14 protein-coding genes and 2 tRNA genes are annotated in these 17,334 nt (G+C 47.5%); 10 read left to right on the top strand and 6 right to left on the bottom strand.

Annotated features, from left to right (window positions below; all coding sequences use genetic code 11):
- Positions 1 to 76: 76 nt before the first annotated feature.
- The 6 genes from L1285_RS23110 to L1285_RS23085 all read left to right on the top strand — a co-directional run bounded on the left by L1285_RS23110 (position 77) and on the right by L1285_RS23085 (position 8,279).
- Positions 77 to 1,084: a hypothetical protein gene (locus L1285_RS23110; RefSeq protein WP_235414499.1), complete on the top strand. Its 1,008-nt coding sequence runs from the start codon at positions 77 to 79 to the stop codon at positions 1,082 to 1,084.
- A gap of 264 nt (positions 1,085 to 1,348) precedes the next feature.
- A complete protein-coding gene (locus L1285_RS23105) occupies positions 1,349 to 2,092 on the top strand; it encodes a MipA/OmpV family protein (protein ID WP_235414498.1) in 744 nt (247 codons plus the stop codon).
- Entirely contained in the window at positions 2,082 to 3,149 is a 1,068-nt protein-coding gene (locus L1285_RS23100) for an efflux RND transporter periplasmic adaptor subunit (protein WP_235414497.1), read from the top strand. The genes L1285_RS23105 and L1285_RS23100 overlap by 11 nt, the downstream gene beginning before the upstream one ends.
- A gap of 6 nt (positions 3,150 to 3,155) precedes the next feature.
- A complete protein-coding gene (locus L1285_RS23095) occupies positions 3,156 to 6,215 on the top strand; it encodes an efflux RND transporter permease subunit (protein ID WP_235414518.1) in 3,060 nt (1,019 codons plus the stop codon).
- Positions 6,216 to 6,255: 40 nt separating this feature from the next.
- The gene (locus tag L1285_RS23090) at positions 6,256 to 6,921 is read left to right on the top strand and encodes a response regulator (RefSeq protein ID WP_235414496.1); all 666 of its coding nucleotides are present in this window, start codon (positions 6,256 to 6,258) and stop codon (positions 6,919 to 6,921) included.
- Positions 6,918 to 8,279, top strand: coding sequence for a sensor histidine kinase (locus tag L1285_RS23085; RefSeq protein ID WP_235414495.1), 1,362 nt, complete (start codon positions 6,918 to 6,920; stop codon positions 8,277 to 8,279). Before L1285_RS23090 ends, L1285_RS23085 begins: the two co-directional genes overlap by 4 nt.
- Before the next feature lie 159 nt (positions 8,280 to 8,438).
- On the opposite strand, the gene L1285_RS23080 is transcribed toward L1285_RS23085, so the two are convergent.
- Positions 8,439 to 9,374 carry a fibrinogen-like YCDxxxxGGGW domain-containing protein gene (locus L1285_RS23080; RefSeq protein WP_235414494.1) on the bottom strand — a complete coding sequence of 312 codons (936 nt, stop codon included), beginning with the start codon at positions 9,372 to 9,374 and terminating at the stop codon, positions 8,439 to 8,441.
- Positions 9,375 to 9,751: 377 nt separating this feature from the next.
- Here L1285_RS23080 and L1285_RS23075 point away from each other — a divergent pair, with 377 nt between their 5' ends.
- Positions 9,752 to 10,165 carry a hypothetical protein gene (locus L1285_RS23075; RefSeq protein ID WP_235414493.1) on the top strand — a complete coding sequence of 138 codons (414 nt, stop codon included), beginning with the start codon at positions 9,752 to 9,754 and terminating at the stop codon, positions 10,163 to 10,165.
- 272 nt (positions 10,166 to 10,437) lie between these two features.
- Positions 10,438 to 10,596, top strand: a complete 159-nt coding sequence (locus L1285_RS23070) for a hypothetical protein (protein WP_156158749.1) — start codon at positions 10,438 to 10,440, stop codon at positions 10,594 to 10,596.
- A gap of 75 nt (positions 10,597 to 10,671) precedes the next feature.
- Here the strand turns inward: L1285_RS23070 and L1285_RS23065 are convergent, their stop codons facing one another.
- A complete protein-coding gene (locus L1285_RS23065) occupies positions 10,672 to 11,520 on the bottom strand; it encodes an alpha/beta hydrolase (RefSeq protein ID WP_235414492.1) in 849 nt (282 codons plus the stop codon).
- Positions 11,521 to 11,660: 140 nt separating this feature from the next.
- Positions 11,661 to 12,248 (bottom strand): TetR/AcrR family transcriptional regulator, encoded by a 588-nt coding sequence (locus L1285_RS23060; protein WP_235414491.1) that lies wholly within the window; start codon positions 12,246 to 12,248, stop codon positions 11,661 to 11,663.
- A gap of 263 nt (positions 12,249 to 12,511) precedes the next feature.
- Between L1285_RS23060 and L1285_RS23055 the strand changes: the two genes are divergently transcribed.
- Positions 12,512 to 13,723: a serine hydrolase domain-containing protein gene (locus L1285_RS23055; protein ID WP_235414490.1), complete on the top strand. Its 1,212-nt coding sequence runs from the start codon at positions 12,512 to 12,514 to the stop codon at positions 13,721 to 13,723.
- 97 nt (positions 13,724 to 13,820) lie between these two features.
- On the opposite strand, the gene L1285_RS23050 is transcribed toward L1285_RS23055, so the two are convergent.
- A tRNA-Pro gene (locus L1285_RS23050) sits at positions 13,821 to 13,897 on the bottom strand.
- A 420-nt stretch (positions 13,898 to 14,317) separates the two neighbouring features.
- Between L1285_RS23050 and L1285_RS23045 the strand changes: the two genes are divergently transcribed.
- Positions 14,318 to 15,079, top strand: coding sequence for an SDR family oxidoreductase (locus L1285_RS23045; RefSeq protein WP_235414489.1), 762 nt, complete (start codon positions 14,318 to 14,320; stop codon positions 15,077 to 15,079).
- A gap of 94 nt (positions 15,080 to 15,173) precedes the next feature.
- On the opposite strand, the gene L1285_RS23040 is transcribed toward L1285_RS23045, so the two are convergent.
- Both L1285_RS23040 and L1285_RS23035 read right to left on the bottom strand, forming a co-directional pair.
- Positions 15,174 to 15,250: transfer RNA gene (locus L1285_RS23040), tRNA-Pro, on the bottom strand.
- A gap of 162 nt (positions 15,251 to 15,412) precedes the next feature.
- Positions 15,413 to 16,831 (bottom strand): alanine/glycine:cation symporter family protein, encoded by a 1,419-nt coding sequence (locus L1285_RS23035; protein ID WP_046007391.1) that lies wholly within the window; start codon positions 16,829 to 16,831, stop codon positions 15,413 to 15,415.
- Between the last annotated feature and the right edge of the window lie 503 nt (positions 16,832 to 17,334).

Here is a 17,334-nt window from a genome sequence, read left to right as displayed (position 1 = left end):
AGAAATTATGGCATGTGTGAAGAAATAACGCGTGGCCAGAGTCAATCTTGATGTACTGTATCAAAAGGAGATGTAAGTGAATGAATCGATAAAGTCAAAAATACCCTTATTATTTTTGCTGAGTATTTCTATATCGTGGGGGTTCTATTACCAATCAGATAGCTGGCTAAATGACTACGGACACGCAAATTTCGAATGGTTGTTTCTTCTTGATGCGCTGCTTGTGCTACCCATTGTTTGCTTTATGTGTGTTAAGAATAATAAGCAAGCCATTTTAAAAGCCGTTGTATTGGTTAGCTTAGCGATATGGGTAGCGAGCTACATAATCCCTGAACAAAATAAGTTACTCTTAAACCACCTAGAAAGCGGTCGTTATTTGGTTATGGCGGCAATTCTAGCGCTGGAAATTGCAGCTGTAATGACGGTGTATTTCTCAATTAAGGTTGCAATAGGTAAGGATCAAGACCCGGATATCTCGATAGACACTGCGGTAAAAAGGTATTTGGGTGACACTGTTTTGGCAAAGGTTTTTTCCTTCGAAACACGTATGTGGACCTTTGCCTTCTTTGCCAAGCGCATAAAAGCAGGGAGCTTTCATGGTCGGCAGCACTTTAGTTACCACCAAAAAGATGGAGCCAAGAGCAACTTGCTGGGATTCATTTTTTTGATTGCGCTTGAGGTGCCACTCATGCACCTGTTTTTACATTATGTCTGGTCGCCGTTTGGTGCAAATATTATTACTTTACTGACCCTGGCTAGCCTGGTCTTTTTTGTCGCTGAGTATCGCGCAGTGTCTCGTAGGCCCGTTTCTTTGGTTGGTAACGAGCTTGTCATTCGCTATGGTCTTTATCACTCGTTTATTATCCCACTTAATAATATTGCTAACATACAACAGCATGATGAATATGTAGCAAGAGCTCAGCATATTAAGCGTTACAATTACTCTGGTAACCCGAATGTCAAAATCGAATTGAAAGTACCGCAGGGTGCGGTCGAGAGTGTTTTTATTGGCCTGGATAACCCTGGCCAGTTTATTTCGGCTGTGGTTGACAGTGCTTCGTTAACCCCGCAATACAATAATTAAATAGGCATGTGGGGGCGTGTGCAATACGTCACGAGTTCCCACTGCAACATTGGTTCAATTGGTCTGAGCAAACAAAGCCGTTTATAAATAACTCAGCTGGAGCGGCCATTTACGATTAATCTAACAGCCTGTGCGGGCCTGTTTCCTCTCTTTTTCAAAAATTTCCATCCTGTAAGTTTCAAGAAAGTTTGTTCCCTTAAATTTTACTTAACCCCGGACAAATACGTTGTCCGACCCAATAAGTTCGATAAACGGAGCACAGTCATGAACAAAACAGTTTCTTTGATTTCTTTGGCACTTATGAGTTTTTCAGCCCTGGCTGATGAGCAAAAACCGGGTATTCAGTGGGGCGTTGGCGCAGCAGTGGTATCTCAGGATCAGGGTTACACGGATGTGGGTAACGAAACGATTCTGGTGCCAGCTCTGGCTATTCAGTACGGCAACTTTTCATTACTGGGTCCGCGCGCAAACTATAAAGTCTGGCAGCAGGACAATATCGAACTGTCGCTTGTTGGCCAGTTGAGGCTGGATGGCTATGAAGAAGCCGACGGAGATATTTTTTTGGGCATGGAAGACAGAGATATGAGCTTTGACTTTGGTTTTGAAGGAGAGCTGGATACTAAAGTCGGCGAGTTTGGCTTTTCCTTTATGCACGATATGACCAGCACGCATAAAGGATATGAGGCAAGCGTAAGCTATGGCATACCGTTTACTGCTGGCGATGGCCGCATTGTGCCGTATGTGTCTGCCAGTTATCTCAGTGAAGATCTGGTTGACTATTACTACGGTGTTTTACCTAATGAGCAACGCGCCGGACGTATGGCTTATGTCGGGGACGCCAGCATGAACTTTGAGGTAGGTGTCTCCAGTGATTGGTTTTTTGGTAAAAACCATATGATAAAGGCTGATTTGAGCTACACCGCTTACGGAAGTGAGATCAAAGACTCTCCATTGATCGATCAATCTGGTGGCGCACAATTGCTGTTGGGGTATGTCTATGTCTTCTAAACCCCTTATTCTGCTGAGCCTGGTAGCCATGTTGGGCTGCCAGGATCAGCAACGCGAAGCGTATGCAGAGGCTGAACCTAATCAGCCCGCTATTATTCAACCTGCCGCGGTGTTGCCTGAGCGAGTGGTGGATGTACCAAAAAAAGTATTTTACGGCCAGATAGAGGGGGCTGAAGACACTCAGTTAGCCGCGCTAAAATCGGGTAGGGTAGAAAAGCTCTGGGTGCGCGCCGGACAGTTTGTAACGCGCGGCACAGTACTGATGGAACTTTACGATCCCGAGGCCAATGCCATACTGGAGCAGGCACAGGCAGAGCGCTTGCGGGCCAATGCGGCGTATAAAAATACCCGCGCAGAGTTTGAGCGCACCGAAGCGCTGGTAAAACGCAACCTGCAAACTCAGTCGCAGCTGGACAAGCTTCGTCGCGATCTGGATATGGCTTATCAGCAGATAAACAAGGTACAGGCCAAGCTGAATGCTGCACGTAATCAGCTTGCTGAGCTAACCATTAGTGCGCCATTCGATGGGATAGTGAGCGACCTTTTGGTGCGCCAAAAAGAGTACGCAAAGGCCGGGCAGACGGTACTGAATTTTCAGGCGGCTGATGCGCTACATGCGCGCTTTGCCATCCCCGAAGAGGTTGCACTAACTATGACAGAGCAACAGAAGGTGGAGGTGTTTGTGCCTGCGCTTGAGCAAACTGTTCAGGGCCAGGTTGTTGAACGTGCGCTGCCGCTGGGATCTCGCTCGCCATTCTTTTTTCTCAAGGTACAGCTCGAAACGTCTGAGTCAGGCTGGATGGGCCTCAATGCTCAGTTACAAATTCCATTGTCCGATCAGCCTCTATACCGGTTACCGGGTGGTGTTTTGCATTATGACGAAGCCAGCCAGCCTTATGTGGTGCTGCAATCGGCCCCTGAACAACGCCAGCACGTGCAGGTTGTGACGGGGCGAGCAAATCATATTCTGGTGAGCAGCATTGAGCCGCTTGATTCACCGGCACTCGTATTCGCTCACAGCCGCCTGTCTCAAAGCCATATATTTAGTAAGGAGTAAGTTGTGATGAGCACGCCCTGGTTTGTTAACCCACGCCTGATCCTGGGTCTTGTCTGCATCTTGTGTCTTGCCGGTATTGGAGGTTGGTTTAGTGCCCCTGAGCAGGAAGACCCCAGTTTTCCCTATCGCAATGGCCTGATTGTGCTCAATGCCAGCGGTCTGGAAGCACAATCGCTGGCACAGCGCTATGTGCGCCCGCTGGAGCGCGTTTTGGCACAGATAGATGAAATCCAGAACTACAGCGCTCAGGTTAAACATGGCGCAGCGTCGTTGGATATAGAACTGAAAGAAACCGTGTACAACACGGATGAGGTCTGGCAGAGGATCAAAGAAGGTGTTGCGCCAATTCGCCAGAGCAATCCGTCGCTGTCTTTAGCCATCCTGGATCGTGTGCAGGACACCGAGGGGATTTTCTTGTCCGTTGGTAGCCGGGGAGATTTGCTACAGGAGCGACAACTTGCCATTGCGCTGCGCGATCAACTCCTGACGCTCAGTACGGTGCGCAATGCCCAGCTGGTGGGCGATCCGGGCCAGCAGCTGGCGGTGGCTTTTGCACAGCAATCTATGCTGCAAACCGGTATCACGCCGCTACAGATTGCCCAGCGCATTGCCGAAGCGAATAAAATAGAGTCGGTCGCCAGCGTCACCAAGGACCGGGCGAATCTGAATTTATCTCCCGTGGCGCAGCTTGATTCAGTCTCTGAGCTAAAAAACACGCTCATTGCAACGGCCCAGGGTCAGCAATTACCGCTGGCCACTTTGGCAGACATCCACTATCGCACCGATCCACAAGCCCGAGAGTCTTTTTGGATTAATGGTCGACAGCAAGTTGGCGTCGCGGTGACCCTGGTGCCTAACCGGATCCGCATTGCTCAGGCAGGTGAGCAGGTAACCCAGCTGGTTGAGCACTTTAATCACACCTATGGTGCAGATGCTGTGAGAGTCGAGTTGTTTCAGCCGAAGTGGGCTAAAAAGCGCAAAGATGCGCTGATGCAATCGTTAATGCTGAGCCTGGTTGCCATCGCCGTTATTTTGTTCGTTTTTTTGTCTGCCAGCGGGGCCGCCAGTGTGTGTATTGCGGTGGTGGTGATCACACTCACGGCTGTAGCGGCATTCAGTGCCATAGATGGCGTATTGCATCAGATGACGATTGCCGGGCTTATTCTGTCGTTAGGCCTGATGGTCGACAACTGCATTGTGGTTGCCGAGCGCTTTAATCGCCATGTGTCATCCGGAACAGCTCCCTTGCAGAGCGCAATAGACAGTATCACTGAGTTGTGGCGCCCGTTGTGTGCAGCAACAGTCACCACGGTTGCCGCATTTTTACCTATGCTGATGGCAAAGGGCAGTGTGGCCGATTTTATCGCCAGTATTCCGGTGATGGTTATTTTGTGCATTGTGGCCAGCTATGCTATTGCACTTACCCTGGTACCATTACTCAATCGCTATTTTCCTGAGCACAAATCTCAGGCCTCATGTTGGCAGCAGCAACTGCAACTTAAATTAGAGCAAGGGGCATTGGCTTTGTCGCAGTTTACGCTGCAACATAAAGCGCTGACTCTGGTTGCGGCTTTTGGGCTGTGCGCCGGGCTAATGTCGCTGCCGCAGGCTGAGGGCGAATTCTTTCCAAAAACCAACCGAAATCAGGCCATAGTAGACGTAGAGCTACCCATGGGCAGCCACAAACTGCTAACGGCCAGTACGCTAAACCGAATTGCTGAGGACATCAATGCCCATGCGAACGTCGAGCGTACCTTGGTTTTCAGTGGTTTTTCCGGTCCGCGGTTTTACTACAACCTTGCTCAAAAGCCGGATGAAAGCCATATCGGCCGGGTGGTGCTGAGCGCACAAGCAAACACCGATATGAGCCAGCTGGTTGAGCAGCTAAATACCCGTTTGCAACGAGATTACCCAGAAGTAGTCCTGCGTGCCCGAGAGCTGGGGCAGGGGCCGCCGCTGGAAAGTACAGTAGTGATGTGGCTGAGCGGTGAGGATTATGGCGTACTGCGCCAGGCTGGCGAAGAAGTTTTTGCCGTACTCAACGCCGATCCGCGTTTAGATAAACCCGGTAAAGCTTACTCTGGTGCCGTGCCACAGCTGACGATGGTATTTAATCAACAGCGTATCAGCCAGTTTGGTCTGACTGAGCGCCAGCTCAATGATTATTTAGCCTGGCGCAGTGCGGGCTTAACCATGACGCATGTGAGCTTTAACAACGAACCAACGTCGATTGTATTGTACGACCCACACTCCAGCCATGACAGCATAGATATGATGAATACCGGCGTACTGACGCCCTTAATTGATAAAGCGGTGCCCGTGCATGCACTGGCAGATACCCAGGTACTTGGCAAGCAGGCGGTGTTGGCGCGCAGAAACGGTGTGCCAGTGGTTAAACTGATCAGCGAAGTTGCACCCGGTGTGGACGAGGCCGAATTACTGACTGAGCTTACGCCGGTGTTGACAGACATTGCTGAGCGCCATGGCCTGAGGCTGGAGCTGGGAGGCGAAATGGCAGAATCTGGAGAGGCGAATAGTGCATTGTTTAAAACCCTGCCGGTCGGTGCGCTGCTGCTTTTTATTGCCCTGATACTGCAATTTAACTCATTGCGTTTAACCTTACTGGTGATGCTGAGTATCCCGTTTGCCATCATTGGTGCCCCCGCTATGCTGAGCCTGGTGCAGGTGCCGTTCGGGTTTATGTCGGTGCTGGGCATTCTGGCATTGGCCGGGATTGTAGTGAATAATGCTATCTTATTGATCGACGGCACTTTGTTATACGTAAAATCCGGGCGGAACACTCAGGCGGCCATTGTTTTATCGGTACAAAATCGGGTCCGCCCTGTTATAGTGACTTCTGTCACAACCATTGTGGGAATGCTGCCCCTAACCTCAGCCAGTAGTCCATTGTGGCCACCCCTGGCCTGGGCCGTTATTGGCGGGTTGCTCACGTCGACTATTCTGGTGTTGGTGGTCATCCCGGTATTGCTGAGCCTGCTGTTGCCCAGGCGTAACAAGGGCTTGCCAGAGTACAAACCGCGTTTGGGTAATACATGCACGGAATAAAGAGAAAAGCACAGCCAAGTTGCACAAAGGAGAGAGTAGTATGCGCATTTTGATCACCGAAGATAACCTGCAACTGGCCAGCTTTATTCAGCAGGCCATGACTAAAGAAGGCTATGCCGCCGATATCGCGACAAGCGCCGGTGCATTGCATGATCAGATGGCCCTGTGGCACTACGATGCTATTATTCTGGACCTGGGTCTGCCCGATAAAGACGGGCTGGATGTGATTGCCACATTACGCGGGGCTGACAACCCGATCCCCGTTTTGATCTTAACGGCAAGGGGCAGTGTTGATGACCGCATAGCCGGGCTGGACCTGGGGGCAGATGATTATATCAACAAGCCATTTGACATCGGTGAGTTGCTGGCGCGAATGCGTGCTTTACTGCGTCGGCCCAGCCAGTACATGGGCACCTTGTTATCTCATGGCAATCTCGCTCTTGACCCAAAATCTCGACGAGTGACTGTGGACGGTGAAAACCTCTCGATGGGCAAAACCGAAGTGGCTATCCTGGAATATCTGCTACGTCACGTAGGCCTGACGGTGGGCAAAGACGCACTGTACGATGCCATCTATGCCATGGGGTTTGAAGTGACCGATAACGCGTTACAGGTGGCGGTGCACCGAATCCGTAAAAAACTCGACGGTACGCAAGCAGGCGTGACCATTAAAACACTCCGCGGCATAGGGTACATACTGGCATGAAAATCATCAAAAACTCATTAGCCCGCAAGATTTACCTGCACTTTATACTGATTGGCTCTGTGGTGTTTACCGGCATTGGTGTGATCTTACACCTGTTTTCGATGAACTATGCCAATCTGGCTTTGGAAGTCAGCATGAAAGGTATGAGTGAAGATGTGGCAGACGCCCTGCGTTTTGAGCAACAGCAACTCATTTATGCCCCAGACAGCGTGATAGAAAAGTGGGGCTACGACGCTTTGTATAATAACTTTGCGTTTCGGGTTATCCGCTCTGCTGACAACATGGTGCTGCTTCAGTCTGTTAACAGTGATCAAGGCTCAGCCGCGCTCAATGCGCTGACCGAGCGCATTCCGATTGGTTACTCTCATCTGGATGGCGTTGATCGATTTCGTACCGAACTGACACTGAACGGTCAGGTGCTGTTTCTGGATATGGCGCGTAACGATCTGATCACTGAGCTTGCCAATGAAGCGGTGATCCCTGCGCTCAATCGGGTCACAGCCATCACCATTTTTGCGGCCTTCGGTGTGTTTATGCTGGTTGGATATTTGTCGGTGCGCTCGGTAGTACAACCTGTAAAAACCGTAGCGGGGCAGTTAAAGCAGATCAAACCCGAGCAACTGAGTTTTAGGCTCAGTAACGAAGGGCTGCCCTATGAAATTCAGCCCATAGTGAATTCACTGAACCAGGCCATGGAGCGGGTGGAGGGCGGCTTTGATGAGCAAAAGCGCTTTGTTGCAAATGCCGCACATGAGCTTAAAACCCCACTTGCCGTGCTCAATACGCGGGTTCAGTTGGCCGATATTGCGCCCCAGATCCGCGAAGAAATCGTCAACGACGTGGCTTACATGACCCGCGTGGTGCAGCAATTATTAGACCTTTCTCGTGCCCAAAACTTTGTGGTGTACAACAAAGTCCCGGTGAGTTTATCAGCACTGGCACAAGAAGTGTGCATGATGTTGGCCCCACTGGCAGTGCAGTTTGACAAGGAGCTAAGCCTGGATTCAGACGCTGCCACAGATCAGATCCTGGCAGACAAAGCAGCAGTACACATCATGATCAAAAACCTGGTCGAAAACGCGCTAAAACATTCACAAGACAAAGCCAAAATTCAGGTTAAGGTTACAGCTACTGAGCTGGAGGTAAGCGACAATGGTCCCGGGATCCAGTCGCAATATTACGACCGCCTGTTCGAGCGCTTCTGGCGGCAAGAACAGTCCACCCTCACCGGCAGTGGGTTAGGCTTGTCTATCGTTAAAGAAGTCGTAGATTTTCACAACGCCAAACTCAACGTCACCTGTAAAAACGAGCAAGGTGGCGCGAGCTTTAAAGTCGCGTTTACTGAGCGCGTTGCCTAGTGTGACAAATTGACTTTGAGTTGCTTTAAAATAAAGGGGCGACGTACATACTTATTTGATCCCCAAGGCGTGCGATCCGGGAGTTTTTAAACATAATGCCAACGTCTATGGGAGCAGAGCGGGCAGTATTCACCGCCCGCAAGCCAATCTGGGGATAGCTTATCTTACGTAAATTTGAATATTTTCTGGTGAGTAGAACATTTTGCCACTCGTTGCCGTACCATATTTACCACTGCGATCTGTGGGTTTAAAATCGAGATTGTAAACAGTAACGGTTGTGAAATAAGTTCCGTTATTTGGATTACTTAGATAGGTGTAGTCAGAGCCTTTATAAGTACAACCTGGTTCCGAGTGAAAAACAGGCGTGTTGGCCAGATCGTCTACCAGCACCTGACAATTTGCAGTATCTAACTGTGCAAAATCAAACACCACATAGTTGTCGTTGTTTCCGTCCGTAACCATGATCTGTGTGGCATTCGATTTTAGTGCTTGCCAGACAGCTACATCAATATAGTGATTTTTTTGAGTTGTCGGGTCTGTAAGTTCCTGAGTGCGAGTGTGTGATGCACCGCCATTCTTTTCACGGGTATTAACCAGTGTCCATCCACCTTGAGCAATTTCCATATTGCAGTAAACGGCTACAGATGTTGGGATACCATCTTGGCTAAGCTCAACAGTGTGGATCCCTGATTGTGCCATTGGATCTTTTATTTTTACTTCGTCACAAGACTGACCATCAGCACCTGTAGTCGATTTTAACATTAGCTGGAAATCGCCAGATTCAAGGTTATTGTTATACCAGGTACCCTGATATAGCCCATTAGACATGAACTTACCAAGGTAGTGTTTCTTGATATCACCATCGGTTGTCGTGAACTCGATCACATTGTCATTGTGAAGGTAATGACCCTTCGTCACACTGGTATCGGATTTAAGCACAAAATCATCTTGGACTCTCAGTAGTTCAGAGCTAGACATGGTATAACCTGCGTCTAGTTGCCCATCGAGAAATGTATCTTCTTTTAGGTCAATATATTGCGGTGTGGCGTAGCTGTATGAGCTGACCAAGGAAAGAAGTAGTAGGTGCTTTTTCATAATAATTCCCTATTTTATTTCTATTGCGTGATGAAAAACTACTAATAATAACATGTGGTAAGTAGCTGTTTCAATGTAATGATTTTATATGAAATGGGGAGCTATTTCGGTGACTAAGATCAATTTTAAGTGGGGTATAATTTGGCAGTAACTCCGTTACCCCGGGCACCTGCGAGCCGAGTATTACTCAATAGTAAATCTTCAAAATATGACTACGAATAGAGTTGCATAATTATTGCCAGCAACTAGTCTGCGTCTAAACTTAACAGAACACTTGCCCATAGCGTTAAGCGTACCCAAACGCGCTTGCTTTGGTTCTATACTTAATTACTCACGTCTAATCAAGGTAACCCCAAAGCGACGGATAAGGAGGCTAAATGACGCAGAACCGCTCAAATCAAGAGTATACCCATGTTAAGCAATTGCTGAGCAAGATGGATCCTGAGATTGCGGCGAGCTTTAGCTATAAACAGCGCAAAGCCTTGCATAAAGCCATTAATACTCGCGGCTGGAACAACCATGCTATTGATTTCAGGCCAACACTGGTGATGCCATTTTTGCCCTGGAGTTTCTATATTGTGCTCCTGGGTGGGGTGAATAAACGCAGCCTGAGCAATACAGAGCGGATCACAGCGGCCATTATGTTCCTGATCAGCTTACTGATAGTGGGCGTGATCTTGGCCGGAGTGGTACTCGTTGTTCTCTATTTGCTTAAATCCTGGCTGGGGATAGATATTTTTGCGGATGAATCTTTAGGGCTGTGGGACTATTTTAAAACGTTCTTTGACTGACTGGCCGGTATCTTTGCTTGTAAATATAGACACAATCTGATTGTGCGCATAGTACATAAGTCTCGCGCTGTCATTTAAGGTTGCGTGATAAAATTTCAATAGAATAAATAAGATAAAAAACAAGTACCTAAAAAGTAAGGTCGAAAAATCACCTAGGTTGTCTTGTTTTTTGTTGCTAATTTCAGCACATTGTTTAACCGATGAGCATAGCCATATAAGCGTGCCGTCATCACCATTCGATTAAACAACAGAGAAATACAACAGGAAACAACATGAAACTGAAAAAGGTTAAATTAAAAACGCTGAGTACAGATAACAATTTAAATGCACAGCAAACCAAAGACATTGCTGGTGGCGCAAGTGCTTACAGTAAAGACTACGGTGCGTGTTACACGGCCCCTGCATTTTGTCCCACGGCCTATATTTGCTAATTGGTATTATTTTGCCCGGCCTTAGCCGGGCTTTATTGTCGTGCTATAACGGGGCACATAAGCAAACAAAAACCGTCAACTTATCAGCGCATCAAACGCATCTTTCGCTTGCTGGCTTTGCAATATCCTGCCATGTCCCAGGCCCTGAGTTTCGATAAGTTTTACCCGACACATTTGTGTAGCGGCCTGTTTAGACACTGCAAATTGCGCAAACCGGTCATGCTGATCATGGACAATAATACAGTGTGCAGTTCTGTTTTTTAATTTCTCGAACGGGTCGACCGATGCCATTGGGTAGTTGTACTCGTTTTCGACCTTACTGACTACGCTGCGGAACAGGCGCATTGAGTACCCTGAGCGTTCAATACTGCCAAACAGGTTACTGACGTAATCCAGAACAGGTGCAATTAATAACAGCGGTTTATTACTTAGTTTGGGATGCTGACACTCAATGGCGGCGGCGCAACCCATACTGTGTGCAATCACGCCTTGTGTTTCATCCAGGCTATCGAGCACGGCTTCAAGCCCAGATACAAAGCCCGGCAGGTGACCGACTTCGCCTTCGCTGTTACCGTGCGCGGGATGGTCGAATGCAAGCGCCGTATACCCTTGCGCAGCAATATGTTGCATAAGCGGAAAAAACTGGTTCGCACTGCCAGACCAGCCGTGGGTTAATACCCAGACTGGCCCGTTGCCAACCCGATAGGTTTTTAACAAGCCTTCTTTTGAGGAGATACTGCCCTCGATGAGATCTGCCGGGGTAGCATGCTTGGGCTTGGCTCTCACTGGCGTGAGCAGGAGTTTAGTTGCCGTTTTCTCTGCGTGCCCGGGTGCAATTCGGTGGTGCACGCGTGTTGCCACATTGAGCATATGCTTTTTGAAGTTAAATTTGCTATCGGATTTAAAGTAAATCTTGTCACTCATTTCTCTTTCTCCACGAAAAACACCATAGCCAGCTAACTTTAAAACGAACGGTCGTGCTATTAATGTATTCAAAAAAAGGCTGAACGTGTTCAGCCTGGGGTTTATCCTGTTTAGCCTAAACTACCGGAAAGCTTAAACAATTACTTCCAGCTCTGTATCTGGCGTTCTACGCCATGCCAGAACCGCTGTGTGCTTTCTTCCTGTCCATGCATTGAATGATACAGGTGGGCACTCAAATACATGCCATATAACTCAAAAGTGGCTTGCTCCGGTGCCAGATCAGCCCGAAACTCGTTGTTTTCAACGCCTTTGCCTATCTGGATTTGCAAATAGGTTAGCCAATTTTCAATGCCTTGCTTGAGCACTCGCTGCGCGGCAGACTCGTCGGCACATTTTTCTCGCCAGGCGTCCAGGAACATACAGCTGCCCTGGAATGATTGATTCCAGTTTAACCAGTGATGTAACAGCGCCTTAATCTTCTCTTCATAGCTATGGCAGTTATCTGCCCGAGCAGGCACAATAACGCGTTGGACAAAAATTTCGTTGGCAAAATCAACAACTGCCGCCTGCAAATTCTCTTTTGAGTTAAAGTGTGCGAACAAACCGCTTTTAGACATACTGCACTGTTTGGCCAGCTCACCAATCGTCAGGCTTTCCAGACCATTCTCACTGGCCAGCGCAAATGCCACATTTAAAATGTTATCGCGGGTTTGCTTACCTTTGCTCATACACTACTCACTGCTATGTTACATATATTTATAGCACGACCGTTCTTTTAATGATAGGTCAAAGTTTAAAGAGTGTGTAAGAGCATGGATAGTAGTGGCCATAAGTTTGATACATATTGAGTGTCAAACTAGCCAAAAGTTAGCCATAACAACCAACATGCATAACCCCCTGTGACTCCCATTTTAAAATCTTATTAAAATACAATGATATAACTTTTGGTCTGTATTATGCCTCTGTATGTGTTTTAACTTGGAGAAGATCTTTGAAAAAGCTGTTTATCGCTGTTTTACTATTGCCTGTGTTCTGGATTTTATTACCAAAACAAGAAGCCATCAGCCAGGACAAGAAGGCGTTTAGCGCATACATCAAGGCCGTTATGGAAGAAGCGGCTATCCCGGGGCTGGCGATTGCCAAAATTGACAATGGTGAAGCCACACTCCATACCTTTGGCTTTGCGGATGTGACGCAAAACAGGCCGGTGGCACAAGACACCTTGTTTAATATCGCTTCAATCAGCAAACCCATTATGGGCGTGGTGCTGCTTAAGTTGGTAGAGCAGGGTAAGCTTGAGCTCGACCGGGATATTAACGATTATTTACCGTTTAAGGTTGATAACCCCAAACTAGAGAATGAGACGATTACACTCAGGCATTTGGTGACCCATACCTCCGGGATTGCAGATTACTACGATGTAAACAGCTTCACGGCAAATCGGGATCCTGAAACGACCTTGGAAGCGCACTTGAAGTCATTACTGACACCCGGGGGGCATCTTTATGAGCAGGGGGCCTATTATCTGGACCATCAACCAGGCACTCATCGCAAGTATAGCAACCTGGCTTCTGCTCTGGCGGGCTATCTGGTCGAGGCAACCACGGGTGAAAGCCTGGCGCAGTACAGTGTGGATCATTTGTTTAAACCGTTGGGAATGGACAAAACCCGCTGGCGATTAGAAGGTCTCTCATTTGCAGAAATAGCAGTGCCTTATGAAGTGGAATCCTGCATTCCTTATACACCTGTGTGTGGTGATTTCGAATCACCTAAATTGAATTATGTGATTAACGAGTACTTTAATCCACCCATTGCGTTCAAGCGGTTTGTGCCACAGCCTCACTATGGTAACCCTCAGTATCCTGATGGTGGGGTCCGCACCAGTATCAAAGAGCTCAGCCTGTTTCTGACCCAGCTGTTAAAAAACCAAACCATGGCCGGCGAACCACTCCTGTCAGCTGCGATATTTCAGCAAATGATATCGATCCAGGCACCCGAAACTGTATCAAAAGGTCAACGTTTCTTCTGGCGCGACAACAGTATGGGATTGATAGGACATATGGGCTCGGATCCTGGTGTATTCGCAGCCATGTACTTTGATCCAAACAAAAAAGATGGGTTTATTATTCTGATGAATCGGGGACTGGACACGAAATCGGGCAGCGCCATGAAAAGTATTGCAGTCAGATTAATGAATCAATAGTCTGGTTAGAGAGTTGAGTTAAGAGAAACGACATGGACGTTGCTGAAAATAATGAGAGACTAAGTGACAATGAGAGTAGAAAAGAGGGGGAGAAGAATGGTCGGCATAGCAGGATTTGAACCTGCGACCCCTGACACCCCATGACAGTGCGCTACCAAGCTGCGCTATATGCCGACTTGGGTGTCACTATAATGATTTTTATCACAAAGGCAATACCCTTACAGGTCGTTTGCACACTAAATAGGCATTCCTTCAGTATCCGGTATTGTTGGCGTTAAATCACAGAAATTTGAGCTTTGGTACGGCTGCTATGAGCTGTTAAAAGCCGGGCGCAACACTTCAGCGCAAACAGAATGCCCAAGGTGAGCTATCCACTTTGTGCTTGAACAATTGAGCACATAGACAAAGCGACCTGGTGAAAGCAACAACCTTTGTTTATCGCACTTAAGAGGGCCAGCGCTTTGAGCTTGTCTCCAAATCTGCCCGCTAAGGTATGTCAGAGAAAGTCTGCATGTGTTACCGTTAATGCGTTTGCTAAATCAGCAAGCACCGCAAGATACAAGTCGGCGTTACTATATTAACCAGGAAGTTTATATGCAGTTTAAAAACAAGAAAATTGTAATTACGGGAGCAAGCCCGGATTTTGGTCTGACCTTATCGATTCTCTTTGCTCAGCTGGGGGCGGAGTTATATTTGTCAGCCAGAACACTCGAAAAAGCTAAAGCAACGGCCGCCCAGATCATTGAGGTGGTGCCCGATGCCCGAGTGAGTGCGTTTCAGGTAGATGTTACCAGGCCCAATGAAATTGCGCAGTTTGCTGAAGGGGTTGCAGCACTCACGGATAAAGTCGACATTTTGGTCAACAACGCCTCGCTTTGGCTATCAGGCTCTTTACTGGAGGTATCGGAAGATCACATTGTTGAAACCATTAACTCAACGGCCACGGGCAGTATTCTGATGACACGCAAATTTTTGCCCCTTTTACAGCGCTCGGATACCCCTGACATCTTGTTTATCAACAGTACGGCCAGCCTTGAGAACAACCCGCACTCGCTTGCCAATGAAGCTTTTAGCGCAGCAAAGGCGGCACAGTCTACTTTCGCTGACAGGCTCAGGTATCGTCTGGCGGGGCAGGGCGTCCGTGTGATCAGTATTTATCCCCCCAACTTTGACAATCCATCGCCGCTGGATGAAGCCAGGTGGTTTGAGACGCGCTCGCACACCGAACATATGCACCTGACAGCCCGTAACGTATTTGAATGCATTCAGTTTGCGCTGTCACAGGACCGCATTTGCTCTGTTGATAAAATTGTCTTGAGTAATAACAGTATGCTTGCCAATGGCAGTCATGTTTAAAGCAAACAACTATGTGAAGTAATAAGGTTTGATTTTCAGTTGTTGCATAGAGCTTTTGCAGATGAAGATAGTATTTAACTGGAGGGGAGAAGAATGGTCGGCATAGCAGGATTTGAACCTGCGACCCCTGACACCCCATGACAGTGCGCTACCAAGCTGCGCTATATGCCGACTTGGGTTTCACTATAATGATTTTTTGATGAAAGGCAATAAGTAATTGTTTCAACTGAATGTTATTTGTACTTAATGAGATTGGGTGGAGGTTTGTTGAACAGTTGACTTACAGAAGAATGATAAAAGGGGAGGTAGCCGGGTGACTACCTCCCGTACAGATTACTTGTGCCAGATACCTTTAGGCAGGGTTTTTAATACTTCAGGTTTTTGTGAAGGATCAAAAACGGGGGTTTTGCCTTGTTTTAGTTGGCTACGGTAGTCTTTGGCAAGCCAGATAACAATGCCAGACAACATAAACAGTGCAATCACGTTCACAATCGCCATCAGGCCCATAGAAATATCGGCAAGTGTCCAGATCAGGCCAAGTTCACCTACAGCACCAAACATCACCATAGCCAGCACACAGGCTCTGAATATAAACAGGCCTTTGGGGTGGTTATGCTCAAGGAACAACAGATTGGTTTCTGCATAGCTATAGTTTGCAACAATAGAAGTAAAGGCAAAGAACAAAATGGCGATGGCAACAAAAATGGCGCCCCAGTCACCCACATGCTCAACCAATGCTGCCTGTGTTAGCTGAATACCCGTTACGCCAGATTCTGGCACGAGCTGGTTCGATAACAGAATAAGTGCCGCTGTGGCACTACAGATAACAATAGTATCAACAAATACGCCAAGCATCTGGACGTAGCCTTGTGAAGCTGGGTGATTGGGATTAGGCGTTGCACTTGCTGCGGCGTTTGCTGCACTACCCATACCGGCTTCATTTGAGAACAGACCACGCTTTATCCCCTGGATCATCGCCTGCATCACAGCATAACCGATTGCACCGCCCGCAGCTTGTTCAAAACCAAACGCGCTGTTAATAACCAACATAAAGACGTCTGGCAGCTGGCTTGCATTCATAGCGCATACGATGATTGCCAGTAATAAGTAGGCGATTGCCATGAAAGGGACTGCAAGCTCCGCAAAGCGGGCAATGGTTTTAAGGCCACCAAAGATAATAAAAGCAGAGCCACAGACTAATAGAAGACCCATTACGTACTTGGGTACATCAAAGGCGACTTCGAATGCTGCTGCAATTGAGTTTGCTTGCACGGCATTAAACACTAAGCCAAATGCCAGGATCAGACATAAAGAGAAGAGCACGCCCATCCAACGTTTATTCAGGCCATACTCCATATAATAAGCAGGACCACCTCGGAAGTTGCCATCATCGTCTTTGGTTTTATATAGCTGAGCCAGGGCGCTTTCTGCAAAACTGGTTGCCATACCAATGAGGGCGATGAGCCACATCCAAAAAATAGCACCAGGTCCGCCCAGGTAAAGCGCAACGGCAACACCTGCCATATTACCAGTACCAACCCGCGCGGCGAGTGAGGTACAAAACGCCTGGAAGGAGGAGATACCGTCTTTGGCGCCACTTCGGCTGTTTGCCATGACCTTAATCATATACGGGAATTGAGTGAACTGAATGAAACCCAGTCGGAGGGTAAAGAAAACACCTGCTGCAATTAATAGGTATATAAGTATATGACCCCACAGCAAGCCGCTTATTGTGTTAAAAAAGTCAGCCATTGGATTACGACCCTTATTATAGATATAGCAGAACGGGTAAATAAGGTGGCGTAATTTAGCACATGACGGCTTTCAACTCTAAGTATTATTGTCTTATCCACAGGTTTTTGTGGGTAACTTGTGCGGCAATTGTGAGGACATATTGTGTAAAAAATTAATTCAAAAAAATCATAAAAAGCGCTTGCGCTGAATTCGAATCTCCCTATAATGCGCATCCATCGACACGGCGGGCAGCAAACAAAACGCTAAACAACATGTTGATGAGTCATATAAAACTTAGTTTTATTTCTTTTAAATCTGAGTGTTGACAAAAAGAGGAAAGTGATTAGAATGCACAACCCTCAGCGCTAACAGCGCAGCGACATTAAGTCGCACCGTTCTTTAAAAATATGAAGCAATCATCTGTGTGGGCACTCGTACAGATTGAGTTCTAACAGCCGATTTTAGTTTTACTGAATGACGCACAAAAATTTAGAGTCTCAACTGAACTGAGTGACTAACAT

This window comes from Pseudoalteromonas sp. DL2-H2.2 (assembly GCF_021532535.1).
GTDB classification, from domain to species: domain Bacteria; phylum Pseudomonadota; class Gammaproteobacteria; order Enterobacterales; family Alteromonadaceae; genus Pseudoalteromonas; species Pseudoalteromonas rubra_A.
The sequence above is the reverse complement of the archived record's forward strand: the minus strand, read 5'-3'. Positions and strand labels throughout refer to the sequence as shown.

Coding starts and splice junctions, on each gene's coding strand:
- L1285_RS23095 (WP_235414518.1), top strand. CDS start 3,156: ATGAGCACGCCCTGGTTTGTTAACCCACGCCTGATCCTGGGTCTTGTC.
- L1285_RS23105 (WP_235414498.1), top strand. CDS start 1,349: ATGAACAAAACAGTTTCTTTGATTTCTTTGGCACTTATGAGTTTTTCA.
- L1285_RS23060 (WP_235414491.1), bottom strand. CDS start 12,248: ATGAGCAAAGGTAAGCAAACCCGCGATAACATTTTAAATGTGGCATTT.
- L1285_RS23080 (WP_235414494.1), bottom strand. CDS start 9,374: ATGAAAAAGCACCTACTACTTCTTTCCTTGGTCAGCTCATACAGCTAC.
- L1285_RS23035 (WP_046007391.1), bottom strand. CDS start 16,831: ATGGCTGACTTTTTTAACACAATAAGCGGCTTGCTGTGGGGTCATATA.
- L1285_RS23090 (WP_235414496.1), top strand. CDS start 6,256: ATGCGCATTTTGATCACCGAAGATAACCTGCAACTGGCCAGCTTTATT.
- L1285_RS23085 (WP_235414495.1), top strand. CDS start 6,918: ATGAAAATCATCAAAAACTCATTAGCCCGCAAGATTTACCTGCACTTT.
- L1285_RS23100 (WP_235414497.1), top strand. CDS start 2,082: ATGTCTTCTAAACCCCTTATTCTGCTGAGCCTGGTAGCCATGTTGGGC.
- L1285_RS23075 (WP_235414493.1), top strand. CDS start 9,752: ATGACGCAGAACCGCTCAAATCAAGAGTATACCCATGTTAAGCAATTG.
- L1285_RS23045 (WP_235414489.1), top strand. CDS start 14,318: ATGCAGTTTAAAAACAAGAAAATTGTAATTACGGGAGCAAGCCCGGAT.
- L1285_RS23070 (WP_156158749.1), top strand. CDS start 10,438: ATGAAACTGAAAAAGGTTAAATTAAAAACGCTGAGTACAGATAACAAT.
- L1285_RS23065 (WP_235414492.1), bottom strand. CDS start 11,520: ATGAGTGACAAGATTTACTTTAAATCCGATAGCAAATTTAACTTCAAA.